This is a genomic window from Albimonas donghaensis (genome assembly GCF_900106695.1).
GTDB lineage: Bacteria > Pseudomonadota > Alphaproteobacteria > Rhodobacterales > Rhodobacteraceae > Albimonas > Albimonas donghaensis.
In genome coordinates this window covers 566610-593400 of sequence record NZ_FNMZ01000003.1, presented here as the reverse complement: position 1 = coordinate 593400, position 26791 = coordinate 566610, and the positions used below count along the sequence as shown (strand labels likewise).

The 26791-nt window shown below is 69.9% G+C and carries 21 protein-coding genes and 2 tRNA genes; 14 read left to right on the top strand and 9 right to left on the bottom strand.

The window, feature by feature from the left end:
• Window positions 1-606: 606 nt before the first annotated feature.
• Window positions 607-1572 (top strand): DUF6282 family protein, encoded by a 966-nt coding sequence (locus tag BLV24_RS12165; protein ID WP_092682023.1) that lies wholly within the window; start codon window positions 607-609, stop codon window positions 1570-1572.
• Window positions 1573-1791: 219 nt separating this feature from the next.
• On the opposite strand, the gene BLV24_RS12160 is transcribed toward BLV24_RS12165, so the two are convergent.
• The 5 genes from BLV24_RS12160 to BLV24_RS12140 form a co-directional block, all read right to left on the bottom strand.
• Window positions 1792-2694 (bottom strand): cupin domain-containing protein, encoded by a 903-nt coding sequence (locus tag BLV24_RS12160; RefSeq protein WP_092682021.1) that lies wholly within the window; start codon window positions 2692-2694, stop codon window positions 1792-1794.
• A gap of 17 nt (window positions 2695-2711) precedes the next feature.
• A complete protein-coding gene (locus BLV24_RS12155; protein WP_092682019.1) occupies window positions 2712-3488 on the bottom strand; it encodes an HpcH/HpaI aldolase family protein in 777 nt (258 codons plus the stop codon).
• 131 nt (window positions 3489-3619) lie between these two features.
• The gene (locus tag BLV24_RS12150) at window positions 3620-4435 is read right to left on the bottom strand and encodes an ABC transporter permease (protein ID WP_092682017.1); all 816 of its coding nucleotides are present in this window, start codon (window positions 4433-4435) and stop codon (window positions 3620-3622) included.
• Window positions 4432-5262 (bottom strand): ABC transporter ATP-binding protein, encoded by an 831-nt coding sequence (locus tag BLV24_RS12145; RefSeq protein WP_218133397.1) that lies wholly within the window; start codon window positions 5260-5262, stop codon window positions 4432-4434. The genes BLV24_RS12150 and BLV24_RS12145 overlap by 4 nt, the downstream gene beginning before the upstream one ends.
• Before the next feature lie 25 nt (window positions 5263-5287).
• Window positions 5288-6358, bottom strand: coding sequence for an ABC transporter substrate-binding protein (locus BLV24_RS12140; protein ID WP_176954721.1), 1071 nt, complete (start codon window positions 6356-6358; stop codon window positions 5288-5290).
• Between the two features lie 134 nt (window positions 6359-6492).
• Between BLV24_RS12140 and BLV24_RS12135 the strand changes: the two genes are divergently transcribed.
• Window positions 6493-7401: a helix-turn-helix domain-containing protein gene (locus BLV24_RS12135; RefSeq protein ID WP_092682013.1), complete on the top strand. Its 909-nt coding sequence runs from the start codon at window positions 6493-6495 to the stop codon at window positions 7399-7401.
• Between the two features lie 952 nt (window positions 7402-8353).
• Window positions 8354-8683, top strand: coding sequence for a hypothetical protein (locus BLV24_RS12130; RefSeq protein ID WP_092682011.1), 330 nt, complete (start codon window positions 8354-8356; stop codon window positions 8681-8683).
• Between the two features lie 147 nt (window positions 8684-8830).
• On the opposite strand, the gene BLV24_RS12125 is transcribed toward BLV24_RS12130, so the two are convergent.
• Together BLV24_RS12125 and BLV24_RS12120 are read right to left on the bottom strand one after the other, a co-directional pair.
• Window positions 8831-9235, bottom strand: a complete 405-nt coding sequence (locus BLV24_RS12125) for a hypothetical protein (protein ID WP_092682009.1) — start codon at window positions 9233-9235, stop codon at window positions 8831-8833.
• Entirely contained in the window at window positions 9232-9537 is a 306-nt protein-coding gene (locus tag BLV24_RS12120) for a rod-binding protein (RefSeq protein ID WP_092682007.1), read from the bottom strand. Before BLV24_RS12120 ends, BLV24_RS12125 begins: the two co-directional genes overlap by 4 nt.
• Window positions 9538-9641: 104 nt before the next feature.
• Here BLV24_RS12120 and BLV24_RS12115 point away from each other — a divergent pair, with 104 nt between their 5' ends.
• From BLV24_RS12115 to BLV24_RS12070, 10 genes are all read left to right on the top strand, one after another.
• The gene (locus tag BLV24_RS12115; protein ID WP_092682005.1) at window positions 9642-11456 is read left to right on the top strand and encodes a flagellar hook-length control protein FliK; all 1815 of its coding nucleotides are present in this window, start codon (window positions 9642-9644) and stop codon (window positions 11454-11456) included.
• Between the two features lie 9 nt (window positions 11457-11465).
• On the top strand, window positions 11466-12158 hold the full coding sequence (locus BLV24_RS12110) for a flagellar hook capping FlgD N-terminal domain-containing protein (protein WP_092682003.1): 693 nt from the start codon (window positions 11466-11468) through the stop codon (window positions 12156-12158).
• A gap of 761 nt (window positions 12159-12919) precedes the next feature.
• Entirely contained in the window at window positions 12920-14953 is a 2034-nt protein-coding gene (locus BLV24_RS12105) for a hypothetical protein (RefSeq protein ID WP_092682001.1), read from the top strand.
• A 2-nt stretch (window positions 14954-14955) separates the two neighbouring features.
• Entirely contained in the window at window positions 14956-16065 is a 1110-nt protein-coding gene (locus BLV24_RS12100; protein ID WP_092681999.1) for an OmpA family protein, read from the top strand.
• Window positions 16062-17375, top strand: a complete 1314-nt coding sequence (locus BLV24_RS12095; protein WP_092681997.1) for an EH signature domain-containing protein — start codon at window positions 16062-16064, stop codon at window positions 17373-17375. The genes BLV24_RS12100 and BLV24_RS12095 overlap by 4 nt, the downstream gene beginning before the upstream one ends.
• 2 nt (window positions 17376-17377) lie before the next feature.
• Window positions 17378-20500 carry a DEAD/DEAH box helicase gene (locus BLV24_RS12090; protein ID WP_092681995.1) on the top strand — a complete coding sequence of 1041 codons (3123 nt, stop codon included), beginning with the start codon at window positions 17378-17380 and terminating at the stop codon, window positions 20498-20500.
• A 141-nt stretch (window positions 20501-20641) separates the two neighbouring features.
• Window positions 20642-22561, top strand: coding sequence for an alkyl/aryl-sulfatase (locus tag BLV24_RS12085; RefSeq protein WP_092681993.1), 1920 nt, complete (start codon window positions 20642-20644; stop codon window positions 22559-22561).
• 155 nt (window positions 22562-22716) lie between these two features.
• Window positions 22717-23283, top strand: a complete 567-nt coding sequence (locus tag BLV24_RS12080; protein WP_092681991.1) for an NADPH-dependent FMN reductase — start codon at window positions 22717-22719, stop codon at window positions 23281-23283.
• Between the two features lie 98 nt (window positions 23284-23381).
• Entirely contained in the window at window positions 23382-24758 is a 1377-nt protein-coding gene (locus BLV24_RS12075) for an acyclic terpene utilization AtuA family protein (RefSeq protein ID WP_092681989.1), read from the top strand.
• Window positions 24755-25093 carry an AtuA-related protein gene (locus BLV24_RS12070; protein WP_092681987.1) on the top strand — a complete coding sequence of 113 codons (339 nt, stop codon included), beginning with the start codon at window positions 24755-24757 and terminating at the stop codon, window positions 25091-25093. The genes BLV24_RS12075 and BLV24_RS12070 overlap by 4 nt, the downstream gene beginning before the upstream one ends.
• Before the next feature lie 39 nt (window positions 25094-25132).
• Here the strand turns inward: BLV24_RS12070 and BLV24_RS12065 are convergent.
• A tRNA-Gln gene (locus tag BLV24_RS12065) sits at window positions 25133-25207 on the bottom strand.
• Window positions 25208-25424: 217 nt separating this feature from the next.
• Here BLV24_RS12065 and BLV24_RS12060 point away from each other — a divergent pair.
• A tRNA-Pro gene (locus BLV24_RS12060) sits at window positions 25425-25501 on the top strand.
• A gap of 520 nt (window positions 25502-26021) precedes the next feature.
• On the opposite strand, the gene BLV24_RS12055 is transcribed toward BLV24_RS12060, so the two are convergent.
• Complete coding sequence (locus BLV24_RS12055; protein ID WP_092681985.1) at window positions 26022-26675, bottom strand: glutathione S-transferase; 654 nt, start codon at window positions 26673-26675, stop codon at window positions 26022-26024.
• Window positions 26676-26791 lie beyond the last annotated feature (116 nt).

Genomic DNA, 26791 nt, shown 5'->3' with positions numbered 1-26791 from the left:
TGCGGTCCCGCTCGGCTACGACGCAGCGGCATGACGAGGATCTGAACCAAGCTTAGCAGAGCCGCGAACCTGTCCGAGAAAGGGGGACCACCTCAAACTGCTTGGCGCCCCTTACGCTCGCCGCCATCCGCTTCTGGATCGCGAGCTTGCGGGTCCGTGTCCCAAGCGCATCTGCTGTGGAACCGCCGCCGGCTTGAACGCGGCCGGGTTCCGGCGGCGGCGGTCCAGCCGGAGTTCCAGCATCCGCGCTATGCGCTGGCCACGGGAGAGCAACGCCCGGTTCCTTGGCCGGATCGAGGCGGCGGAGGAGCGGCCCTGCATGCGCGGCCGCATGTACGAAACCGCGCTTCAGACGCGGGGCGAGGTCTCGGACGGGCCGCGGGCATTCCGGTCGCCCGTCCCTGCGGCCCGACCCGGCGGCACGGCTCGTTTTTCGTCGGAATTCCGCCCACCGGAACGCGCGCATCCATGAATCGCCCGCCGAACAGCGCGGGTCTAGCAATGATTCACGTGGAAGCGACCGGGCCCCCCAGTCGCGAGAACGGACAAGAAACCGGCGAGCTCGGGCCGCGCCGCGCGTCCCGAGCCTCGTGAAAGGGAGGACCGATGTCCAATCAATCGAACCCCAAAGACTTCGTCACGCCCGACATGTCGGATATCGACGAGGCGCGCATCGACGCCCTGATGCGGGGCGCCGTGGACCTGCATGTGCACAGCGGCCCGTCCGTCATGCCGCGCCAGCTGGACCACCTGGCGGCGCTGGAGGAGGCCTCGGCCGCGGGCATGCGCGCCATCGTGTTCAAGGACCACTACTACCCTTCCTCGGTCGCCGCCGAGATGTTCAACGAACGCTTCCCCGACATGGTCGCCGAGGCCCTCGGGTCGGTCGTGCTCAACAACGCCGTGGGCGGCTTCAACCCCTACGCGGTGGAGCCGGCGCTGCGCATGGGCGCGAAGATCGTGTGGATGCCCACCATCTCGGCCGCCAACCACATCCGCGCGGGCCATCGCAAGAACCTGCTGCCGACCAAGGTCCCGATGCTCAAGCAGGCCGGGCTGTCGCCGGTGAACGCGCTGGGCGAGGTGGTGGATTCGGTCAAGCAGGTGCTCGACCTGGTCGCGCAGCATGACGCGACGCTGTCCGCGGGGCATCTGCATATCTCCGAGATCTGGCCGCTGTTCGAAGAGGCCCGCCGCCGCGGCGTGACGCGGCTGCTGGTCAACCACCCGACCTTCACCATCGAGGCCTCTTACGCCGACATGCGCGAGCTGGCCGAGGCGGGCGTGTTCCTGGAGCATTCGGCCTGCATGTTCATCGAGAACCGCATGCGCTCCATCGGGGCGGATGTGCTGGCGGAGCTGATCGAGGCGGGAACGATCGGGCAGACCTTCTTCGGCTCGGATCTGGGCCAGATCAACGCGCCGCGCCCGGTCGAGGGGATGCGCATGACCATCCGGCTGCTGCTGGCCATGGGCTATTCGGATGAGGAGGTCCGCGCGATGGTGTCGGGCAACGCCGCGCGGCTGGTCGGACTGGGGCATGAGGCGCCGGCGCTGGCCAGATCGGCCTGAGCCCCCCCGCCCGCTTCCCCCGCGGCGGCCTGCGTGGCCGCCGCGAGCCGGACGCAAAAACACCTCCGGGGCGTTTCGCGCCTCGGAGGTGTTTCAGTTTCGGGGCGGCCTCCCCCCGGCCCTGTCCCCCGGATCTTCGCGGATCCAGGGGAGGGACGGGACGGGAGGAGGCCCTTTCAGGGGGGAGGGGTCAGGGAACAGGGACGAGAAGCGTCGCGCTCAGACGCCCTCGGGCGCCGGGTAGTCGTCGGCGTTCAGCACCCAGCCGGGCTTGGCCGAGAAATCCGCCCGCGGCGGGCAGAAAATGTCCACCAGCTGATTGGTCCCCGCATCCGAAGCGCGCGAGGTGTGGATCACCGGCGGCGGGATCACGCAGACCGAGGGCGCGCCGACCGTGATGGTCCGGTCAGGGCGCCAATCCGCCATGTCCGTGGTCCAGGGCCAGCGCATGTGATGGTCGTAGCCCCCGGAGATGGCGAGCGAGAACTGCTCGAAATCGTCATGGTGATGGGGGGACATCTTGGTCGTGTCCCGCGGCCCGTCGGAGGGATAGAGCATGTTCACCATGAACGTGGTGCAGCGGAAGATGCGCCCGAACCGCCCCTCCTGCGCGGGGACGTCGATGGAATAGGTGCGCAGCTTCAGCCCGCCCGCCGGCTCCGACCAGGGGGCGAAGGGGGGGATATGCGTGCGCGGCGCGTCATAGGCGCCGGCATTGGGGCACAGCGCCAACATGTCTGCGGAGCGGGTGGTGAACAGCCGGCAGACGTCGCCGCCGTCGGGCAGCGTGATCGCGCTGGCGCCGGGAGGGATCATGGCGATGGTGTTGGGATCGGTCACCGCGCGGTCGGCGCCGGCCCGGATGTCGGCGCGGGCGGCGGGCAGGATGGCGACGTATTCGTCGACCTGGCCGGTCCGCACCAGCGTCGCGCCCGGCGCGCAGCGCGACCAGACCAGCACACTGTTCGCGCCGCGGATATGCCAGCTTTTCACGCCGTCGCGGTCTTCGGTCGGCGGACTGCGTTCGAAATCGCCGACCTGCGGCTCGGCGATCAGGCCGGTGCGCACGGGGCCGGAGGCGGCGGCGGCGAGGCTCGCTCGGGGGTCGTTCTTGGCGTACATGGAGGGTCTCCCTAGGGTCAGTTCGTCAGGGCGGAGCGAGTGTCCGCCGCCGTTTTTTCGGCCGCGGTTCTGAGCATCACCTGGTCCGAAGACACGATGAACGCGGTGGCCGACAGCGCCGCCATTTCGCGGGTGTCGAGAGCGCCGTTGACCATGACGCACACGATCTTGCCCGCGGCCCGCGCGGCGGCGGAGATGCGCGCGACGGCGTCGCGCACCTCGGGGGCCTGGTTGTTCGGGGCGCCCAGCGCCACGGTCAGGTCGCCCCGCCCGATGAACACGCCGTCGAGCCCGTCGACCGCCATGATCTCGTCCAGATGGTCGAGCGCGGAGGCGTCCTCGATCATCGCGATCACCGTGGCGCGGGCGTCCTGGTCGTCCATATGCTCGGCCATCTTCGCCTTGCCGAAGCGCCCGGCGCGGGTGGTGGGCGAAAAGCCCCGCGCGCCGCCGCGGTAGCGGGCGGCGGCGACGATCTCCGCCGCCTTGGCGGCGCTGTCCACATGGGGGACCAGCACGCCGTCGGCGCCCGAATCCAGCACGCCCAGAATGGCGTCGGCGCTGGGGCTGGGCGCCCGGACCAGCGCGCCGATGCCGTAGGCGCGGCAGGCGAGGATGATCCGGTCGGTGCTTTCGCGGTTGAAAGGCGCGTGCTCCTCATCCACCACCACGAAGTCGAAACCGGCGGTGGCGATCACTTCGGCGGGCATGGTGTGGGCGATCTTGAGAAAGGTGCCGACCAGGGCTTCGCCGGCGGCGAAACGGTCCCGGAAGATCGTGGGGTCGTCGGGCATGGAATAGTCTCCGCAGGCCCCGCCACGGCTCCGCCCCCCGGCGGAGCCGTGGGGCTCCGCGCGGGGTGCGCGCCGGGGGGGCGGGTTCATGTCTTGTTTCAGGGTCGGGTCGGAAAGGTCGGGGCCGCCGGTCAGGTCCAGTAGACGAACCGGGCCTTGAGCGTCCGAACGGCGCCGTTCAGCACGAGGCCCATCGTCGACAGGAAGATCAGCGCCGAGAACACGCCCGCCGTGTCCATCGCCGCCTGGCGCTGGACGATCAGCGCGCCGAGGCCGGAAGACGCGCCGATGAACTCGCCCACGATGGCGCCCAGTGTGGCGAAGATGATCCCCGTCTCCATGCCCGCGAACATGTAGGGCAGCATCGAGGGCACGCGCACCGACAGGTAGGTCTTCATCGGACCGGCCCGGTAGGCCCGCATCAGAAGCAGCCGGCGTTCGTCGGCGCTTTTCAGCCCGGCGATGATGTTCACCAGCATCGGGAAGAAGGCGATCATCGCGGCCGTCACCACCTTGGATTCGATGCCGAAGCCGAACCAGATGACGAACAGCGGCGCGATGGCGACCTTGGGCACCGTCTGGATGATGAGGATGTAGGGGTAGAACAGGATCTCGGCCGCGCGGTTGAGCGCGATGATCGTGCCCAGGATCGTGGCCACGGTCACCGAGATGACGAAGCCGAAGGCGACCTCGGTGAAGGTGCGGGTGAAATGCGGCCAGATGAACCCGGTGGACACGTCCACCCAGGCCTGCGCCGCGATGGCCGAGGGCGTGGGCAGGATGAAGCTCTGCACTTCCAGGGCCCAGACGGCGAACTGCCATGTGCCGAAGAACAGCACCATGCTGGCCAGCACCATGGGCGCCTTGAACGATTCCACGCTCAGCTTGGCGACCGTCTCGGCGGGGGAGCCGCGCGACAGGGCGGCGCTGTTGTCGATCGCGGTCATGCGTGCTCTCCTTCCGCGCCGATCAGGGCGCGCAGCTGTCCGACATAGGCGCCGAATGCAGGGGTGGTCACGAACTCCGAGCCGCGTTCGCGGGGGGCGTCGATGCTGACCACCTCGCGCACGGTCGAGGGGCGGTTGCCCAGCACCATCACCCGGTCCGACAGGAACACCGCCTCGGAGATCGAGTGCGTCACCAGGATCACCGTCGCCCCGGCTTCGAGGCAGATGCGCTTGAGCTCGACATTCATCTCGTCGCGGGTCATCGCGTCGAGCGCGCCGAAAGGCTCGTCCATCAGCAGCAGGCTGGGGCTGAGCATCAGCGACCGCGCGATGGCGGCGCGCTGCTGCATGCCGCCCGAAAGCTCGCGCGGGTAGGCGCCGCCGAAGCCGTCGAGCTTGACCAGCGACAGCAGCTCATCGGCGCGGGCCTGTCGTTGCGCCGCAGGCATCCCCGCGATTTCGCCGGGCAGCTGGATGTTCCTGCTGATCGTGCGCCAGGGGAACAGCACCGCGTCCTGCAGGACGATGCCGCTGTCGGGGTCGGGACCCAGCACCGGGTCCCCGCCCAGCGTGATCGCGCCCCGCGTGGTCGGCAGCAGCCCCGCGATCATCATCAGCAGCGTGCTTTTCCCGCATCCCGAAGGCCCGAGGATGGAGATGAATTCGCCTTTGCGCACCTGCTCGGTGACCGAGCGGATGGCCTCGACCCCGCCGCCGTCGCGGGTGCGGTAGGTGTGCCCGACCTCGTTGAGGTCGAGCAGCGTTTCGCCGGAGCCCGCCGGAAAGGCGAGCGCGGTGTCCGTGTGGGCGGGCGTCATCCTGTTCATGGTCGCGGCTCGCTCTGTCTGCGGATCAATCACGTTCGGCCAGAGCGCGGATCGCATCGAAGTCGATCTCGTTCGCGGCCTTGATGAACTGGTCGTCGACGACCTCGGAGGCGGGGACGGTTTCGTCGATGTAGCCTTCGCCCTTGAGCACGCCGAGATAGGTTTCGACGCCCTTGGGATCGACATGGCCATAGGTCTGGTCGGGAACCGGCAGGGGGACGATGCTCGCCTGGTCGAAGGACAGCTCGCTCATGGCCTTGGCCATGGCTTCTTCTTCAGATCCGCCGATACGCGTGGTCGGATACTGCTCCCAGTAGAGCCGGATGGCCTTTTCCGGGGCGAGCGAGATGAAATACTGGGCTTTGACCAGCGCCCTCAACACGCCCTGGATGGCCTGATGCTTCTCTTCGATCGCTTTCTGCGACACGAAGTAGCCGCCGTTTCCGATGTTCGCCGCCACCGGGTGGCGGAAGTAGCGCATCTCGACTCCCGCCCGCGGAAAGGACGCGAAGGCCGAGTGGAATGAGGCGTAGGCGTCGATCTGGCCCCGCGTCAGCGCGGTGACCGCGGACGCGCTGATGCCCACGGGCTGAAAGATGGAATCGTCCGGCGTTATTCCCGCGCTGCGCAGGATCGAACGCGCGATGGTGACCGAGGCGCTGGCCATGCTGGGCACGCCGATCAGCTTGCCCTTCAGATCCTCGACGGTCTTGATCGGGCTGTCGGCGGGGACTCCGATGTAATAAATCAGGATGTCCCAGGAGGCGAGAACGTACTTGCCGCGCAGCCCCTGCTCATACCCCTTGATGAACGGCTCGTAGGTCATCTGGGACATGTCGGCATTGCCCGTGGCGAGGATCTGCGCCGCCATCGGGCCACCCTGACCGTAGCGGACTTCCAGTTCGACGCCTTCTTCTTCAAAAAAGCCGAGGGCGTCAGCCACCCCGATTGGGATGATGCCGATGGTCGGGGACGACGCCGCGGACTGATAGATGACCTGCGTCGCATCTTTCGCGGCGACCGGGGCGATCATACCGGGCGAAGCCAGCCAGGCAGCCGCCATCGCCCCCGCAAACGCGAGTTTTTTCAGAAACATAGCCATACTCCCTGTCTGGCCGCCGGTTCGTTTTCATCCGGCTTTTGTGTGCATCGACGTTGCGCGATTCCGGCGGGTTCCCCAAACTGCGAGTTGAAGCGTTCCGGCAGGCGGAATTTTGGAAGGGGCGGGGCATGGCGGTTGACGGGGCTGCGAAAGACGGATCGGGGAAGGACGGGTCCGGCTCAGGCGACGTGCCGGTGGAGGCGCTGCGCCGCGGGCTGATCCTGCTCCAGATCCTGAACAAGCAGCGGGTCACGACGCTGGATCAGCTGCACCGGGTGACGGGGCTGCCCAAGTCTACGCTGTCGCGGCTGCTGAACTCGCTGGTGCATCTGGGCTTCGTGACCAATGACCGTCGCCAGGGCGGCTACCAGATCACCTCGATGGTGGATTCCCTCAGCTGCGGCTATGTCGGCGACCCGCTGGTGGTGGAGGCGAGCCGCCCGTGGCTCAACGATTTCACCCGCGTTCACAAATGGTCGCTGGGCATCGCGACCTATGAGGGCGACGCGATGCGGATCCGGTTCACCACCTCGGCCGACAGCCCGATCGCGCCGATCCGCGGGGCGATCGGAATGCGGCTGAACCTGGTGGATCACGCCTATGGCCGGATCTACCTCGCCTATTGCAACCGGACGTTCCAGGACGAGGCGATCGGGCTGCACGGCGTGGTCGACCACGACGAGCGCGCCGCCGTGCGCCGCATGTTGGACACCGCCCGCGCCAATGGATTCGCGGAGCGCAACCCCCTGATAATGCCGCATAACTCCAACACGCTGGCGGTGCCGGTGATCTTCGCGGGCAAGGTCGCGGCGGCGCTGGGGATGACCTATTACCACTCCGCCGTGACGCAGGAGCGGAAGTTGGAGCTGATGGGCGTGATGAAGCAGCAGGCCTGCAATATCTCGGCCAGCATGGAGACCCTGTTCCAGAACAGCCAGATGCGGACGGTGGCGTCGGACCATTGGCCCTCGGTCGACCCGCTCGACTACACGGTCGCGGCGGCGGCGGCGGGATCTTTGGGATCGGATCCGGACTGATCGCCGAGCCAGGCGGCCGGCGGCCGGGCCGGCGCGCGTTCCCGCAGGCCTGCCCCCTCGGACCAAGATGTCGAACCGCGCCAATAGTTCTGCCTGCGGAGTGCCGCCGCATCTCCCTGGAAAACAAAAAACACGTCTTCACACTCAGAGCGCTCGATAAAATTGAAGTATTTACGCGAAAATCAGAGAGTTAAACTTGAGCCCCCCGGTTCGCCACCTACTCCCCGATTTCGTGGTGAACGCAAGCGGACGCTCCGCCGACGGGATTGAGTTGGTGGCGATCAAGGACGACGGCGATACGGGGCGACTGCGATCGGATCGGAACGTGAAGAAAATCCGTGTGCAGCATCACGAGTATCGCAATGGGTTCGGGATCTGCCGGAGGGATAGCGCTTGGCAACGCGCCCGCTATGCTGACGGCTTGCCCAAGATCGTCCCTGTGGACCGCTTCGAGCGGAGGGCGCTCATTTGCCTGGGGCAGATGAGTTGGTTGGAAATTTGCGCCGAATTTTTCCGCGCGGGCATCAATACGAGGCGGAAATGCAGCTTCCCCGCACCCCGCCCAGTCACAACACCATCACATCGGCGCGGTCACAGGCGCGGGCCGAAGCCATCGACCTTGCAGGCCCCAGCCGAGACGCTCGAACCGCAACAGGTTGATCGAAGGTCGTTTTCGAAGTCGAGATGCATGGTCTGCCTGGGGCTGCGGCCGGCCTGATCATCGCTCAAGCCGCCCTGCGAAGGCAGAGGTCATTGGTTCGAATCCTGTCGGGTGCGCCAAAAACATCCCTTGATCGCGACGGCACATGCCTAGCCGGGATGCCTGCGAAGGCCCTCTGAAAAACCGTGATCCGGGACCTTGGTTCGCTCCGATCCAATTTCGAGATTCCGCGACAGGTCCACGCGTTTGATCCGAGAGACGACGAACGGCCAAGCCGGAGCGGAAGCCTGTTTGATCGAACCGAAGGGCAAGCGCCACGGGGTGTCGCGCCGACAGTTGAGTTTTCGGGCCTGCTCCCGGCAGGGCGGCATGGAACCGGGCGACGCCGAACGGCTGCAAAGGCTGGAACAGGCGAACGACCGGCTGAAGCGGCTGGGGGCGGGCGCCGTAATGGACGCCTCGATGCTGGGCGAGATGCCCGGCCAGTCTCCTGACGCCGGGTTCGAGAAGCCCGGCCGCGTGCCGGGCGATGACCGAGAAACGCTATTCGCCTCGGCGCGCCGGCGCGCTGGTCGGGCTCGCGCCGAGGGCCTCCCGATACGCCGCGGGCTCAGGCGCTGAACCGCCGAGGCCAAGAGTCAGCGTCATTCGCAAAGTTCAAATTCGATCCGACCCATCAAGAGCCGGGACTGAACACCTGGCCCGGCCGCATGCCGCCTGGAACGCACCCTGCTGTTCGCGCGTGGCGGCGGGCGCGGCCATCAGCGCTCACGCGCGCTTGCCCGGTCCGGACGGCCCGGCGCCCACCGTCCCGCCGGCGCGATCATAGCCCAGTCGATTGCGCGCCTTCTCGGCCTGGGCCAGTTCCCGACGGGCCTGGGCCGCGCCCTCCATCATCGCCCCGAGCAGCCGCTGGTTGCGGGCGGCCGAATCGCGGATGGCCTCCAGCTCGGGCTCGCCATCGCGGCTCTCGGAGGCGGGGGCCGAGGTCAGCTCCTCAAGCGCGGCGCGGCTGCGCGGCGCGAGCCCCGCCAAGCCGCGCAGGTCGCCGCGCTGGATCAGCGCTCGCTCCTCGTCCAGCAGATCGAGCACCTGCCGCACGCGCCCGCGCCAGGACGCGGCCCGAAGGCGATCCCCGACCCGGACGCCGAGCCCCGTTCCGAACAGGCTCATTCCACCCTCTCCCGCGCCGCCAGCGCGCGCACCAGGCTCTCGGCCAGGCCGATTCCGCCCTGCGCGGCCATCAGGTTCGCCTGTTCCCGCACGAGAAAGCCGCTGAAAGCGTCCTCCCCAACCCCGCCGCCGAACATCTCCGGCGTCTGGCCAAGTCCGGCATGCGTCAGCATCTCGGCGAGAAACATGGCCTCGAACGCTTCGGCCGCGGCCTGCAGCCGTGCCGGATCCCGCCCGGAATACGCGGGCGGCGGAGCGGGCGCGGCTTTCGCCTGCGGGATGACGAGAGTCGTTTCGGTCATGCGACGTTCCTCCTGCCGCGGCGGTTTAATCGGTGTCGGTAAACGTCCGGTAATGATTCGCGGCCATGTTCGGGCCTCGCACCTGGACGGAGCAGAACGCGCCGATGACCGAGATCGCCCCCCAAGCCAGCTTTCCCAGCCGCACGGCCGCCAAAGCCGCGCCCTCCGACCGCAAGCCGGAGGGGCGGGGCGATGGCCTGCCATTCGCTCTGGACGACGATGCCGCGCCGCGTGATCGCAAGGCGTCCGCAGAGACGGAGGCGACGGTGCTTCCACGCCGCTTCGCGTCCCGGCGAGCCGACGATCTTTCCATCGCCGAGCCGATGGCGGCGGACGCTGCGCAGAGCGAGGCCATCTCCCCGGAGGAAGTCACGTCCCCGCAGCCATCCTTTGCCCAGGGCGCCGCGACGCCGCCTGCGACGGAGCTCACGGGAACCGCAGCGGCGCCCGCGCCCCCCTCGAAGTCGGATGTCACGGCGATTCCTCCGCCGGCCACGCCGAAGGCGCGCGGCAGTAAAGCCGTCGCCATCGCCGGCGGCGACATGGCGACCCCGCAAGCGAACTCCGCCTCCGTCCCCCCGCATCCGATGTCGGCGCGAAACACGTCCGCCCACGCCGCGGCCGGCGAGGCGCCTCCCCTTGCCGGAACGTCGGACGGCGCCGTCGCAGCCACGCGGCGCGACGCCGGCGATGCGTCCGCATCCGCGCCGCAGAGCGTCCGAAACGCTATGCCCGCCAGCTCTGCGCCTGCGCCGACGGCAGCGCCTCCGGAGCCCGCGCAGAGCGCCGGCGCCCGGATAGCAGCCGCCGTCGCGCCATCCGGCGGCGACGAGCCTGCGCCGACCCGGACGACCTCGGCGCCGCTGCAAGCCGGCGGCATGGACGCCCCCGACTCCCCTGCGCCGTCGCAAGGCGCCGCTCGGGACACGCGCATTCCCCCGACGGTCCCGGTCGACATGCCCCGGCGCGAACCGGAACGCGGGGCCGATCGTCCTGACATACGATCCGCGTCGCCCGCCGCGCCGCGCGATCCCGCGGGCGCTTCGATCATCCCGGCGCCCCCGGGCGCAGCGGCGCAAGGGGGCGGGGCGGGTCAGGGCATCGCTCAGGGAGCCCCCTCGCCCGAAACCGCCCCTGTCTTTTCGCCCGAACGCCTGAGGGACGCTCCCTCCGCGCGGCGCTCCGCTGACCCGCCGGCGCACGCGGTCCATGCCACCGTCGCGTCGACGACACCCATGACCGGAGCGCCGTCAACGGCCCCGCAAGGCGCCGATGTCGCCTTCGCCCGGGGCGCGCCTGTCCTGCGTGCGCCCTCGGCCGCCGAGCTTGGCATCCGCATGGCGGCGGCGGCCGTCGCCTCGGGCGCGAACCACGGCGGCGCCGCCAGCCCGGCGGTGGACGTCGCGTCCGAGTTCGGCGGTCTCGTGTCCGCCACCGGCGCGTCCTCGGCCGGAGGCGGCTTGTCCCCTTCGGCAGGCCCCGTGGCTGTCACATCGGGGCCGGAGCTCGCGCGCGCGGTCGGCGATCAGCTCTCCGTCGCGCTGTCTCGTCGCGGGCGCGACGTGGTGGAGCTGCAGCTGGACCCCCCGGAACTCGGGCGCGTCCGACTGACCCTGGGACGCGGCGAACACGGCCTGACCGCCGCCGTCATGGCGGACCGGCCGGAAGTCGCGGACCTGCTTCGCCGCCATGCCGACGTGCTGACGCAGGCGCTGACCGATGCCGGCCAGCCGAAGGCAGAGCTGCGCTTCGGCTCCGGCTCCGGTTTCGGCGCGGAGACCGGCGGCTTCGGCCAGGACGCCGGAGCCGAGGGCGAAGGATCGCCCGATCGTCAAGATGACGCCGCTCGCCAGCCCGCCGGCGCCGCGTCGCCGCTTGGGGCGACAGGCCCCCGCGACGGCCTCGACCTGAGAGTATAGGAGCCTGCGATGACCCTCGACGCCACGACCCTCGCCGCGACCACATCCCCGACCAGCGTCGCGACCCCCGCCCCGCAGGCCGATGCGGAGGACGCGCTGGCCACCGCCGCCGGCGATTTCGAGACGTTCCTGTCCCTGCTCACCACGCAGATGCGCAACCAGGACCCGCTCAAGCCGCTGGACTCGACGGAATTCGTCGCCCAGCTGGCGTCGTTCTCGGCGGTGGAGCAGCAGATCCGTTCCAATGACCGGCTCGATGCGATCTTCGATCTTCTGTCCGACGGCGGCGACACGGGGCTCGCGCAGTGGATCGGCAAGGAAGTGCAGGCCGCCGCCCTCGCCCGTTTCGATGGCGAGCCGTTGAGCGTGGAGACGACGCCCGTCGCCGAGGCGGAGCGCGCGGTGATGGTGGTCACCGACGCCGATGGCACGGAGGTGGCGCGGATCAACGTGGATCCGTCGGCCAGCCTCCTCAGTTGGGACGGCGCGACCGCAACCGGCGAGGCGCCGGAGGGGCTCTACGGCTTCAAGCTGGACTACTATTCGGAGGACTCGCATATCGGCGAAGCCCCCGGACTGATCCGCGACCGCGTCACCGAGATCCGCCTGGGGGGCGAAACGCCGATGCTGCGCCTCGCCGGCGGCGACGAGATCGAGGCCGAAACCGTGCTCTCGGTCCGCGAGCCGACGGAAGAGGGCTGACGAAGACGGCCCGACCCACGCCGCGACGCCCGGCGGCCGGCGTCCGGTATCCGGTATCCGAGCAATGCGCCGCGCCCCGGCCGGACGGGCCGCGGCGTTGCGGCGGGCTGGGGTCGGCTGCGCCTGACAGACGGTTTTCGAGATCCATTCCCGATGGCCCCCCTGCGGGGTTCCGACGAGCGTGCCGGCGCCCGATGCATGACGCGGCCTGCCCCAGGGGACCCTCGGTTCTCACATGCGCTCCGAGGGCTCGCACACGCCCGCCGCCGCCCTTCCCTGACAGGCATTATCGCGGTTCGCCCAAACCGGTTCAGGGCTGAGCGGCTTTCTCAAAGAAGCCCAGACAGCAAGCGGAGAGCCCCCGATCCAGGCAAGGGCGATCGTCAGGCAACCGCCTCGGACCGATGCCTGGTGCTGGCCTACGTCCTTGCCTGCGGCGGGCGGGGCGAACCAGCGAATCCGGCGCCGGCGCCCCGGGCCGGCCCTGCTCCGCCGGGCGTCCGGATGGCTGCTCGAGCGGCGGGCTCTTGCGCATCCCTAACGGTTTCCGCCTCGGATCCGGCGTCCCGAAAGGCGAGCGGGACGTTGCGCGCGACTGCGGCCAGAGGGAGCGCGACGCCTGCTCAACCAATTGATCGGAAAGGGGAGCCGACGCGGATTCAATCTTGCACTTCATTTAGGTGAATGGTGGAAAGGGTCAGATCCGCGCATGCCGACCAAACCGGCGGGCGCCTCAAGGCTTTTGATTCATTGGAGGTCCGGTGGACCAGATCGGTCTTTTGATCCGGGATTTCGTTCTGGAATGCGCCGCTCTTCTCAAAGACGCCAGCGTTCCCGGCTTCGTCGTTCTCGCGCTTGGCGTGATGCTCGTCGTGTCTCTGGCGCCCCTCGTCTGGGACATGGCCGGACGCGCAAGGGCGCTCGGCGCGCTCTCCAGGAAAGTCGGCGAGATCGACCGGCAAAGCTTCGCCGAGGGCGGCTATGAAGAGGTCTCGGCCTGGGTTCATGACGGTCTGAAAGGCCGCTCCCACCACGTCGAATCGTTGCGCGAAGCCTGGGAGGAATTCGGCGAGACGCTGTTCATCGACGACCGGCACGGCGCTCCCGTCCGCCGCAACACCGTGCGCCCGGCGGAGTTCTTCAACCTCGAGGATCTCGGCTACGGCCCGGGCTTCTACCGGATCCTGCCGGGCGTGTTCGTCTCGCTCGGCCTCGCGCTGACCTTCCTCGGCCTGATCGGCGCCTTGCAGGAGATGTCGGCCGGCGGAGAGATCAACACCGACGTCATGCTGGCGCTGCTGGGCATCGCCTCGGCCAAGTTCATCATGTCGCTCACGGGACTGGCCTGCTCGATCCTGTTCACGATCGCGCTGCGGGTGCTGGTCAGCTGGGTCGACCGCCGGCTTCACGCGCTTGTCCGCAACCTGGAGCGTCGACTGGACTTCGTAAGCCTGGAGAGCCTTGCGCTCGAACAGCTGAAAGCGCAGCAGGAGGCGCAGAAGGCGAACCGGGCGCTGGCCACGGAAATGGCCGCCGAACTGGGCCGCCCCCTGCGTGAGGAGCTGCCGCAGGCGATCTCCGCCTCGATCAACGACAACATGCGCCCGATCCTCGACCAGATCAGCCGCCAGGGCACGGCGTCCATGTCCGCCATGGCCGATGACCTGTCGCGCCAGGTGACCGAGGGCATGGGCGGCGCGCTGAACGACGCCAGCGCCCGGATGGCCGAGGCCGGCGAACGCATCGCCCAGCTGGCCGATCGGATGGACGGCTCCTCCGGCCGCATGGGCGCCGAGATGGAAAGCGCCGTCGCGCGGGTCGCCGAGGCGGTCGACGCCCTGCGCGGCGCCATGTCCGACACCGCGCGCGAAACCGGCGGCGCCTTCGCCCAGGGGGCCGAGCAGCTGCTGGCCGCGATGAACACGACCCTGGAAGGCATCCGCGACAATACCGGCGAGAGCGCGCGCGCCATGTCGGCGGCGGCCGATGAGATGACCCGCGCGGCCCGCACGATGAAGGAGGAGATGGAGGGCGCCGCCCGCGCCGGCTCCGAGGCCGCCCGCGGCCGGATGGAGGCGACCGGCGCCGAGGTCGGCGAGGCGATCTCCAAGGCCGGCGCCTCCCTGGCCGGAACCTACGAGGCCGCCGCCGGGCGCATCGCCGAGCTGTCGCGCTCGCTCTCGGAGCGGACGGGCCAGGACCTGCTGGCGCCGCTGAAGGAGATCGAGGGCCAGCTTCGCGGCATGGTCACCACGCTGGAGGACGGCTCGCGCCGGATGCAGGGCTTCGCCTCCGCCGTCGGCGAGGGCGCGCAGGCCGGGGCCGCGGCCGCCGACAGTTTCCGGAACGCCTCGGGCGAGCTGGTCGCCGCGGCAACGCCGATCCGCGGCGCCGGAGAGCGGTTCGAAGGCGCGGCGCGCAGCCTGGAAGCCAGCGTCGCCTCGGCCGCGTCCGCCGTAACCCGATCCTCGGCAGAAGTCGCGAAATCGGCCGAGCGCACGCTGGAGACCGCGAGCGCGGTGCTGGGCGACGAGCAACGCTCGATCGCCTCCGTCGTCGCCTCGATCGAGTCCCTGGTGGGCGCGATGAAGGGCCAGGGCGACCGGATCGACGACATCGACCAGAAGCTCGGCCACGCCTTCGACGTCTACGCCTCCAGCACCGAGCGCTCGATGCAGTCGATCCGCTCTTCGGTGACGGAGATGACGGAGGAGCTGAACGGCGCGCTGGGCGCCCTGCGCGCCATCGTCGACAGTCTCCAGGACTTCGAGCCGCAGCAGCGCAGGGCGGGCTGATCATGCGAGGGCTGGCGCGCCGCAGAGCCCGCGAGGACGAGGAGGAGGAGGAATCCGCCTTCGTGTCCATGACGGACATGACGGTCAGCGTCCTGTTCATCGTGATCCTGCTGCTGGCCTTCTTCGCCAGCCAGTACAGCCCCGACGATGTCGTCTCGCGGGATCTCTACCAGCAGACCCGCGACCAGCGCGATCAGGCCGAAGCGGCGCGCGACGCGATGCAGGCCGAGCTGGACGCGCTTCGCCCCCGCCTCGCGCAGGCGATCGAGGCGCGGGACGAGGCCCTGCGCGAGCTCGCCCGCCTGCGTCGCGAAGTGGTCACGCTGGAGGAAACGGTCGAGACCCGCGACCGCCGCATTCTCGTCCTCGAAAGCCGCCTGGCGGCGCTGCGGGCCACCCTTGAGACGCTCCGCGCGCGCATCGCCGAACTGGAACGCCTGTTGTCGCGGGAAAACCCGCTGGAGCGCTACGGAGCCGAGGCCACCGAGGTCCGCCGGCGGATGCTGGAGCGTCTCGCCTCCGCCGTGCGGGACGACATCGACCGCCAGAGCATCGAGGGCCTGACCGTCAGCGCCCAGGGCGACGCGCTGCGTTTCCAGGGCCGGGGCCTGTTCGCCTCCAACGCCCGCAGCCTGACCGGCGAAAGCCTGCGCATCGTCCGCCTGCTGGGCGAGCATCTGGACCGGGAGCTGCCCTGCTATTCCGTCGGTCCCCGCAGCACCATCGCCAGGGCCTGCAACCCCGACCTTGTGCTGTTCGAAACCATCCAGATCGAGGGCCACACCGACAGCGAGGGGCCCAACGCCTACAATCTCGGCCTCTCCGCCGACCGGGCGCTGTCGGCCTTCACCGCCATCGCGCCCGACCGGAGCGGCGAAGGCTCGCGGATGCTGGGCTACGAGAACCTGCTCGGCCAGCCGCTGCTGGCCTTCGCCGGCTATGGCGAGATGCGCCCCATCGTGGACGAAGCCGCCGGCGACCGCTCCGCCAACCGGCGCATTGACCTGCGGTTCATCATGTATGTCCCGCCGGGGGTGGAGTTCATCCCCGAAACGGTCGACGACCTGGCCCGCGTCGGCGAGCGGCTGCGCCGGAGGGCGGCCGTGGAATGAGCACGCTCCCCCTGTCCCAGCGTCTTGCCCGCCTCGCCCCTCCCGAGCCTGCGGCGGCGCCCAACACCACGGTGATCCGCCGGACCATCGACCGGGTGCTGGACGCGTATGGCCGGCCTGCGCCGCGAGCCCCGGACCCCGAGCGGCTGCTGAAGGAGATGGCGCGGCGGATCCGCGAATGGTCCTGGGCCGAAACGCCGCTCAGCTTCGCGCTGGAGGCGGCCGAAGCCGCCTTCTCCCTCGATTTCCGCGGGCGCGCCGACATCGAGCCGGTGCGCCGCTTCTTCCTGGAGGAGGCGAAGGTCTCCGACCGGCCGGCCCTTCTGGATGCGCTCGCCCGCATCTATGTCGAGAGCTTCGACGCGCTGGCCGAGCATACGCGCCAGCTGGCCGGCGCCCTGCGCCTGGCGGTCGGGCGCCTGGGCGCCCAGTGGCGAAAGCTGCTGGAGAATTTCCCCGACCTGCTCGATCCCGCCAAGGCCGCGCGGCAGATCGCCGAATGCATGGCGGCGCTGCCGGACATCTGGACCGGACTGAAATCCCTGGGCCTGCGGCAACCGCATGGGCCGGGGCTGATGGCGCAGGCGCATCTCGACTTTCTCGGCGCCGTCGGGCCGCGGCTGACCCGCCGCGAAGAGGTCGAGCGCCTGTTCGAATGGCTGAAGCCGCCGGGCCAGCCCGCGCTCGTCGCGGGGGCGGGACAAGCGATCGCCGCTCTGCTTCGGCCCTGGCGGGACAGCGGCGTGCCCGAGGACCTCAAGAAGCTGATGACCCAGCGTCTGCTAGATCTCTACGGGCATCCCAAGGTCAACCGGAACCCGATCTGGAACGATGTGCCGGAGGCATTGGAGGGTCTGTTCCTCCACTGGCTGGCCGGCGCCGACATCCGGATGCTGTTCGCCGTGCTCAAGGAAGTCGAGAAGGGCCACATGTGGGCCGACCGCGAGGACTTCTGGTGGGGCCTCTACAAGCAGGGGCGGATTTCGGAGGTCTGGGTGGCCTTCAACCGGGAAGGCCACCGCGCGGCCATGTCCCGAATTCCGCGGGACCAGCGGCATGGCTCCGAGAACCTGCGCTTCGCCCTCCAGAAGGGCGAGAAGGACAAGTCGCTGCTGTTCATGCGCATCGGCGACAAGATCGTCGTCGAGGGCACCTTCAACTTCAAGGTGCATGTCTTCGAAGCCGGCTCGAAGCACGCGCCCCCCCTCTACCGGCCGCACTACGACGTCTCCAACATCCGCCGGCGGCGGAACGCCACCGCCATTCCCCATCTGGGGAACTGGCAGGCGAAGGTTCTGATGGAGCTCTGACCATGGAATTCCAGCGCGCGCCGAACCCGGATGGCGTGACCCTCGCGATCGGCGGGAAGACGGGCCTGCTGCGTCGGCTGATCGGCGCCGGCCGGCGGGATCTGGACAGCCTGTCGGCGCAGGACCGGCGGCTGGCCTTCGCCCTCGCCGACCTGCGCGCCCTCGCCGCGGAGATGGGGGAGGCGCTGGAGATCTCGGACCAGCGCATCCGCCTGTCGCATCGGCTGGTCGCCGCGCTCGACGCCCGCACGGCGGCGCAGCTGGGCCTGCCGCCGCTGACCGACCTGACCCTGCGCACGGATGCCGAAGGGCTGATCGGCGATCCCGGCTTTCGCCTGCGCGCCGAATGGTGGCGCGGGGGCCAGCGCAAGACCCCGCGTCGCACCGGCGCGATCCTCGCCACCGACCGCGGCGAACAGCGCCTGCCGCTCTGGCTGTTCGACGCGCTCGAGGTCGCCGAGGCCCCGCATGAGGCCGACGACGCCGCCCAGTGGGAGGCGCTGGCCCGCTTCCGTCGCGCGCTCGATCCCGGCGTGGCGGAGGGGCGGGACGCCGCCTCGGCCCGTATCTCGATGACCGACTTCCTGTCCGGGCTTCAGGTCAGCCTGGCCGACGGGTTCTCGATCTCTCCCAATGAGCGCGGCGACGATTTCGAGGTGCTGCCCTTTTCGCGCGAACGGCTGGAAAGCGATGCCGCGCCGCTGGAGGCCGACAGCGAGCTGAGGGACGACGTGCTGGTCGACTTCCAGCGCAAGCTGCGCCAGCGCGGCGCGTTGAACGCCTTCCGGCTGGGGCCGGGGCGGTTCATGGTCGTCGACCGCTCCGCCGCCCCGGCGTTGCAGGTCATGGCGCAGATGCAGCGCGCCGCCCCGGACGAACGGGCGGCCTTCATCCGCAATCCCCGCCGCCGCATCAGCGAAGCCGTCGAGGCCGCCATGGACCGCGCCGGCGCCTTCGCCGATCTCGACGACGCCGGCCGCGAGGAGGCCATCGAACGGGCCGCCGGCCCCCTGCTGGTCGAAACCGAGGAATTCGCCCGCTTCTCGGCCCGCGTGACCGGCGTGGGGCTCTACCAGGCGCCCGATCTGCCCATCGAGGGCGTCTCCCCCACCACCTGGCTGCCCGAAATCTTCACGCGCGAGGCGCGCCTGAAACTGGAGGCGATGCCCGGCGACGACCTCGCCCATCTCGCCGCCTCGCTGGAGCAGGCGATCGGGAGCGGGGCCGAGAGCGTGGACGAATCCGGCCTGCGCCTGCCCGCCAGGAAGGACGTGCTGGAGGTCGTCCGGGCCGAGATCTCCCGGCGGGACGCCGCCCCCGAAACCCTGCCCGAGCCCGCGCCCGACGCGGGGCCCCCGGCGCCTGACGCGCCGACCTCCGGCGGTCCCGCCATCCTCCAGACCCGGGACAATTTCCACGACGTCCAGTGGCGGCCCGCGTTGAAGGCCCGCGCGCAGGGCGTCCCGGCGGAAGTCCCGCCCGGGATCGTCACCCCCCTGAAGCCCCACCAGCACGACAGCCTGCGCTGGCAGGCGGAGGCCTGGAGCGCGGGCCTTCCCGGCATCCTCAACGCCGACGAGCAGGGCCTGGGCAAGACGCTCCAGACCATCGCCTTTCTCGTCTGGCTCAACGCCCGGATGGAGGCGGGCGAGACCACCCGCGGCCCGGTGCTGGTCGTCGCTCCCACCTCGTTGCTGGAGAACTGGGAGCAGGAGGTCGCCCGCCATGTCGCCGCCCCCGGCCTGGGCCGGCTGATCCGCCTCTATGGCAGCGGCATCGCCCAGCGCCGCAAGGCGGGCGCGAAGGGCATGGACACGGCCGAGGGCGCCGCCCTGCTGGACTTCGGCGATCTCGTGGACGCCGCCGACGCGGGGCGCGGCCACCGGACCTGGGTTCTGACCACCTATGCGACGCTGACCAACTACCAGCATTCGCTGGCGCAGATCCCCTTCGCGGCGGCGGTGTTCGACGAGATCCAGGCCCTGAAGACCCCCGGCTCGCTGCGCGCCTTCGCCGCCCGCGCCATGAAGGCCGAGTTCCGAATCGGTCTGACCGGCACCCCGATCGAGAACGCCACCGCGGACCTTTGGGCGATCATGGACCAGTTGGCGCCGGGCAGCCTCGGCTCGCTGAAGGCCTTCGCGAAAGCCTTCGGCACGCCGGAAGAGGACAACATGCGCCGGCTGCATGCGCGGGTCTTCGGCTCGGACGGTCTTCCGCCGCTGGCGCTGCGGCGGCTGAAGAAGGAGGTGGCCCGCGATCTGCCGCCCAAGACCCGTTCGCTGCTGCCGCTGGAGATGCCGCCGCTTCAGGCCGATTTCTACGACGACGCGCGCGCAAAGCTGGAGACCGGCAGGAAAGGCGCCTTCCTGAAGATGCTGCACCATATCCGCACCGTTTCGGTCCATCCCGACCTGACCTCGGAGGCCGAGGACCGGGCGTTCATCGCCCTCTCCGCCCGCCTGCGCGCCGCCTTCCGCATCCTCGAGGAGATCCGCGCCCGCGACGAGCGCGCCCTGGTCTTCATCGAGCATCGCCAGATGCAGTATCGTTTCATCGAACTGGCGAAGGCCGCCTTCGGCCTGCGCAACGTGGACCTGATCAACGGGGAGACCCCGATCCGCCAGCGCCAGGCGATCGTGAACCGCTTCCAGAAGCATTTGGAGAGCGACGGCGGCTTCGACCTGCTGGTCCTGGGCCCCCGCGCCGCCGGAACCGGCCTGACCCTGACCGCCGCCACCCATGTGATCCACCTGTCCCGCTGGTGGAATCCCGCGGTGGAGGAGCAGTGCAACGACCGTGTGCATCGCATCGGCCAGACCGCTCCGGTCCATGTCCATGTGCCGATGGCGATCCACCCCGACTACCGCGACCAGAGCTTCGACTGCCTGCTCCACAGCCTGATGCAGCGCAAGCGTCGCCTGGCGGGCAGCGCGCTATGGCCGATGGGCGATACGAAGGAGGACGCCGAGCGCCTGGCCGCCAGCCTCGGCGCCGATGCGGGCCGGGAGGATCGCGGCGACCCCGTGGAGGACCCCGTGGAGGACGCCATCGCCGGCATGTTCCAGCGCGACGGCGCCCCGCCGCCGCCCCGTGGTGCGGACGGCGGCTACCTGTTCGAGTGACCCCAGCGGGGGCCTGTCGGCGATCCCGCGGAGGGGCCGTCGGCCGCGCTCGCGATGATCGGCGCTGGCGCAGGCGCGCCGTCAGCGCTTAGGCTCCTTCCCGAACCGCCGGCGCAGATCCGGCGGCACGGGAGGAAACGCATGAGCCACGACCCGAAGGCCCGCAAGGCGGCCGAACCGCTGACCCGCGCCGTGCATGAAGCGATGCGCGCCCAGCTCGACTTCACCGACCGGCGCGACTTCGAGAACGCCCGCCGCGGCCATGTCGCCCCGGTCCCCGATGGCGGCCGCATCGGGCGGGCCGACAGGCCGGCGGTCTGGGATCTCGGCGCCTACGACTTCCTTCAGGGCGAGGACGAGATCGACACGATCAACCCCAGCCTCCTGCGCCTGTCGCGGCTGAACATGGCCAACGGGCTGTTCAAGGTGGTCGACCGGGTCTGGCAGGTGCGGGGCATGGACCTCGCCAACATGACCATCATCGAGGGCGAGACCGGGCTGATCCTGATCGACTGCCTGCTGACCGCCCAGACCGCGAAGGCGGCGCTGGAGCTTTACTACGCCCACCGCCCCCGCGTGCCGGTGAAGGCGCTGATCTACACCCATTCCCATGTGGACCATTTCGGCGGCGCCCGCGGCGTGCTGTCCCCCGAGGACGTGGAGGCCGGACGCGCCGACGTCTTCGCCCCCGACGGGTTCCTGGAGGCGATCGGCGGGGAGAACGTGCTCGCCGGCAACGCCATGAGCCGGCGCGCGCAGTTCCAGTTCGGCTCGCTGCTGGAACCGGGGCCCCGCGGGCAGGTGGACGCGGGGCTGGGCAAGGTCACGGCGCGCGGGCAGGTGACGCTGATCGCCCCCAACCGGGTGATCGTGGAGCCGCTGGAGACCCACATGGTCGACGGGGTGGAGATCCAGTTCCACCTCGCGCCGGGCACCGAGGCGCCGGCGGAGATGCACATGTTCTTCCCCGGCCTCGGCGTGCTGAACATGGCGGAGAACGCCACGCCGCTGCTGCACAACTTCTGCCCCCTGCGCGGGTCGGAGGTGCGCGACCCGCGGATCTGGTCGCATTACCTCGCCGAAGCCGCGCAGAAATTCGGCGGCCGGACCGAGGCGCTGATCTGCCAGCATCACTGGCCGACCTGGGGGCGGGACGAGATCATCGCCTTCCTCGAACGCCAGCGGGATCTCTACAAGCACATCCACGACCAGACCGTGCGGCTGATGAACCATGGCTGGCGCCCGGCCGAGATCGCCGAGGCGGTGGACCTGCCCCCCTCCCTGCGCGACGATTTCCGGATGCGGGGTTACTACGGCTCGGTCAGTCACAACGTGAAGGCGGTCTTCCAGCGCTATCTGAGCTGGTATGACGGCCACCCCGCCAATCTCAACCCGCTCCCCCCGCGCGAGGCGGGGCGCAAATACGTGGACTACATGGGCGGCGCCGCGTCGGTGATCGCCAAGGCGCAGGCGGACTTCGACCGGGGCGAGTTCCGCTGGGTGGTGCAGGTGCTCTACCACGTCATCTTCGCGGACCCGGAGAACGCGCCCGCCCGCGCGCTCTGCGCCGACGCGTTCGAGCAGCTGGGCTACCAGACCGAGAACGCCACCTGGCGCAACGCCTATCTCTACGCGGCGCAGGAGCTGCGGCACGGGGTGATCAAGCTGCCGCCCCGCCCGATCCTGAGCCCCGACCTGCTGGAGGCGGTGGCGACCTCGACCCTGCTGGACTTCGTGGCGGTGCGGCTGGATGCGGACAAGGCGGCCGGGCTGGGCTTCCGCATCGAATGGCGGCTGAGCGACCGGGACGAGGTCTTCGCCATGACGCTGGCGCATGAGACGCTGACCCAGCTGCCCGGCGCGGCGCCGGGGGGCGCGGACGTGACCGCGACGCTGGACCGCGCGACGCTGGTCGGGCTGATCGTGGGCCGGATGAGCGTGGAGGACGCGCTGGCCTCCGGCGCCGTGACGGCGGAGGGGGATGCCGGGGCGCTGGTCAGGCTCTTCGGCATGCTCGACGATTTCGACCTTCAGTTCGATATCGTGACGCCGGGCGACTGAGCGCATCGGGGCCGGACGCGGCGCCGTCCCCGCATCGCGGACAATCCTTCGCCCGTCCGGCCCCGCCAATGCCGCCGCCGCCCATTGCATCGGGCGGCGGCGGGCGCACATCTCCCTTGCGAGCCCCTTCGCGATCTTCAGGAGACGCGCGCCTCATGACCCTGCGCCTGCACACCATCATCGCCTCCACCCGCCCCGGCCGCGTCGGCCCCGCCGTCGGCGCCTGGTTTCAGGGCGTGGCGGAGGCGCATCCCGCCTTCGACGCGCGGCTCGTGGACCTCGCGGATTTCGCGCTGCCGGTGTTCGACGAACCGAACCATCCGCGGTCGGGCAAGTATGTCCACGACCACACGAAAGCCTGGTCCGAGAGCGTGGCGGCCGCCGACGCCTTCGTCTTCGTGGCGCCGGAGTACAACTTCCACCCGACCCCGGCGCTGGTGAACGCGCTGACCTACCTGGCGCAGGAATGGGCCTACAAACCGGCCGGTTTCGTCAGCTATGGCGGGGCTTCCGGCGCGGTGCGCTCCGTGGACAACACCAAGGGCCTGCTCACCGTCCTGCGCATGGTCCCGCTGCTGGAACAGGTGATGGTCCCCCTGGTCGGCCAGAAGGTGAAGGACGGCGTCTTCCAGGCCGAGGAGATCCATGAGACCTCCGCCCGGGCGATGCTGGACGAACTCGCCAAGCTGGGCGGCGCGCTGAAGCCGTTGCACGCGGGCTGAGTCGCCGGGCATGACGCCCGCCATTTGACCCGGGCCCGGCGCCGCGGCACTGTCGCTGCGCCGGGCGACGAGACCCGGGACCAGGGGGAGGGCCGGCCATGGCGCAGGACGCGACCGCGCACGCGCGCACCATCCGCATCGGCTGCGGGGCGGGATTCTCCGGCGACCGGGTGGACCCGGCCGAGGACCTCGCCCGCCGCGGCGCGCTGGATTACCTGTTCTTCGAATGCCTCGCGGAACGCACGCTGGCGGCCGCCCATGTCGGCATGGCCGAGGGGCGGCCGGGCCATGACCCTCATCTTTCGCGCCGGCTGACCCCGGTGCTGGCGCCCTGCCGCGAGGCGGGGACGCGCATCCTGACCAACATGGGCTCCGCCGACCCGATGGCGGGGGGCGAGGCGGCGGCGGAGATCGCCCGCGGGCTGGGCCTGCAGGGGCTGCGGATCGCGGTGGTCACCGGCGACGACGTGGCCGCGCTTCTGACCCCCGACATGAAGCTGATGGACGCCGAAGGCACGCTGGGCGAGGTCGGCCTGCCGATGATCGGGGCCAACGCCTATCTGGGCGCCGCGCCGCTGGTCGACGGGCTGGCGGAGGGCGCGGACCTTGTGATCACAGGGCGCATCGCGGACCCGGCGCTGGCGCTGGCGCCGTTGATCCACGAATTCGGCTGGGGGGACGCGGACTGGTCCCGGCTCGGCGCCGGAACCCTGGTCGGGCACCTGCTGGAATGCGCCTCGCAGATCACCGGCGGCTATTTCGCCGATCCGGGGCGCAAGGACGTGGCCGGCATGGCCTGGCTCGGCTATCCGCTGGCCGAGGTCGGGGCGGACGGCGCGGCCGTGATCACGAAACTCCCCGATACCGGCGGGCTGGTCGACCGGCGCACGGTGCTGGAACAGATGCTCTACGAGGTTCACGACCCCGCCGCCTACCTGACCCCCGACGTCACCGCCGATTTCTCCGGGGTGGCGATCACGCAGGCCGGGACGGACCGGGTTTCGGTCCACGGGGCCTCCGGCCATGCGCGCCCCGAGGGGCTGAAGGTGACGGTGGGCTTCGCGGGCGGCTTTCTGGGCGAGGGCGAGATCTCCTATGCCGGCCCCGGCGCCGCGGCCCGCGCCAGGCTGGCGGGAGAGGTCATCCGCACCCGCATGGTGGAGCTTCACGGCTGCCAGGACCCGATCCGGGTGGACCTGCTGGGGCTCGGCGCCCTACTGACCCCCACCGAGGGCGCCGCCGCCCCCGACCCGGACTGGGAGGCGCTGGCCCCGGAGGTCCGCCTGCGCGTGGCGGTCCGCTCCCGCTCCCGCGAGCTGGCGGAGACCCTGGCCCGCGAGGTCGAGGCCCTGTGGTGCGCCGGTCCCGCCGGCGGCGGCGGCGCGCGGGGACGGGTGACGCAATCGGTGGTCACGCGCTCGGTCCTGATCGACAGGGCGCGCGTGCGCCCGCAGGTGAAGGTGATCACGGCATGACCCGGCACAGCCCCCGCACCGCGAAGCTGCATGACCTCGCCTCGGCCCGCGCCGGGGACAAGGGCGACACCGCCTCCATCGCGGTGATCGCCGACACGCGCGAGGCCTATGCCGCGATCAAGGCGCAGCTCACGCCCGAACGCCTGCGCGCCGAGTTCCCCGACCGCTTCCGCGGCCCGGTGCGGCGCTATGAGCTGCCGGCCCTGCTGGCGCTGAACTTCGTGGCGGAGCGGGCGCTGGACGGCGGCGTCAACGCTTCGCTGAACCTCGACGCCCATGGCAAGGCGCTGTCCTACCTGCTGCTGGGCATGGAGATCGAGCTGCCGGGCGGCTGAAGCGACGCGGCGGCGACAGGTCTGGGAGGAAAGGGGCGCTGGCTGGGGCGGTAGGATTCGAACCTACGATACACGGTACCAAAAACCGATGCCTTACCACTTGGCCACGCCCCAACGCGCGGCGGAACCTAGCCTCGTCATGCGCCGCGCGCAAGAAGCCCCGCGCGGGATCCGCGCGCGCCGGGGCGCGTCCGGACGCGTCGAGGGGGCGCGGCGCAGGGTCCCGACGGAGCCCCCGCCCCTACGGCGCCGCGCAATCGGTCTTGCGCCGCCTCCGGGGGGCTGCTAACGAGCGCTTCGCAAGCGGGGGCTGACCTCGCGATGCACGGTCCGGAGTGTAGCTCAGCCTGGTAGAGCACTGTCTTCGGGAGGCAGGGGCCGGAGGTTCGAATCCTCTCACTCCGACCATAGTTCCAGGGGGGCGCGACCCCTCAGGCGAAAGGGCGTCCCTGCGGGGGCGCCCTTTTCGTTTGCCCCGGTCGTTTGGCCCGGCGGCGAAGCATGGCCGAGCGACGGCGGGATCGGCCGCGAACTTCAGGCCCCGCCGCGGAGAAGGCCACAGGTTAATCGCATAGTTAAATCGAGCGCCCCGACTGGACATCGCCGACAGGCTTGTGCGTCGCAACATCCCCGCGCGGGGGCGGCGACGGCGACGAGGGGCGGGTGAGCATTGCGCAGGACGACCGATTCCCCCTGTCACGTCGCCGAGATCGGGGAAGTAACCTCATGATATTATTGGCGTCACTTACTTATTAGCTGTTCAATGAAGGCCCCAGGCGCGCCATTCCGCCGCAGGCGCGCGGACGGCCTGCAACAGCAAACGCCCGCCGGACTCAACCGACGGGCGTTCATGACGCGTAGACGCCCCGCCTCCGCCGCCCCCTCGAACGGTCATGGCGAAGAGGGCGGGGCGGCGTGACGGGTGGGCTCAGAACTCGACTTCGAGCTCCAGGATCTCATCGGGCTCGGCCACCGCGCCCGCGGTCCATTCCTTCATCAGGTCCCAGTCCAGCACGGCGTCGACATAGGCCTGAAGCTTCGGCTCCAGCGGCACGGCATAGGTGTTGAACCGCGTGCAGACCGGGGCCCACATCGCGTCCGCCATGGTCGGACGGCCGAAGAGGAACGGCCCGCCATAGGCGTCGAGACACTCGGCCCACAGTTCCTTCACCCGCTCCACATCCGGCCGAGCGCCCGAAAAGATCTTGAATTTCTGATGCTTGGCCTTGAGGTTCATCGGCAGCGCCGAGCGCAGGTTGTAAAAGCCCGAATGAATCTCGCCGGACACCGCGCGGCAATGCGCGCGCTTGGCCTTCTCGGTCGGCAGCAGCTTGGCCTCGGGGAATTCCTCGTTGAGGTAATTCGCGATGGCCAGCGTGTCCCAGACCGCCACGTCGCCATGCTGCAGGCGCGGCACCAGCACCGAGGGCGACAGCAGCAGCAGCTCCTGGCGGGTGTCCGGATCGTCGAGATCAACCGGGACCTCGTCGAACTCGAGCCCGGCCAACCGGCACAGCAGCCAGCCCCGGAGAGACCACGAGGAATAGTTCTTGGACGATATGGTCAGGGTCGAATTGGCCATTCCGGGACCCCCTTGAGTTGTGCTCTTTATCGGCGCGTTCAGATTGCGCGGCTAAACTCTCTCGCACTGCAACACGAATTGCACTAGCGTTTTCGCGACCTGCCCTGCGGTTTGGA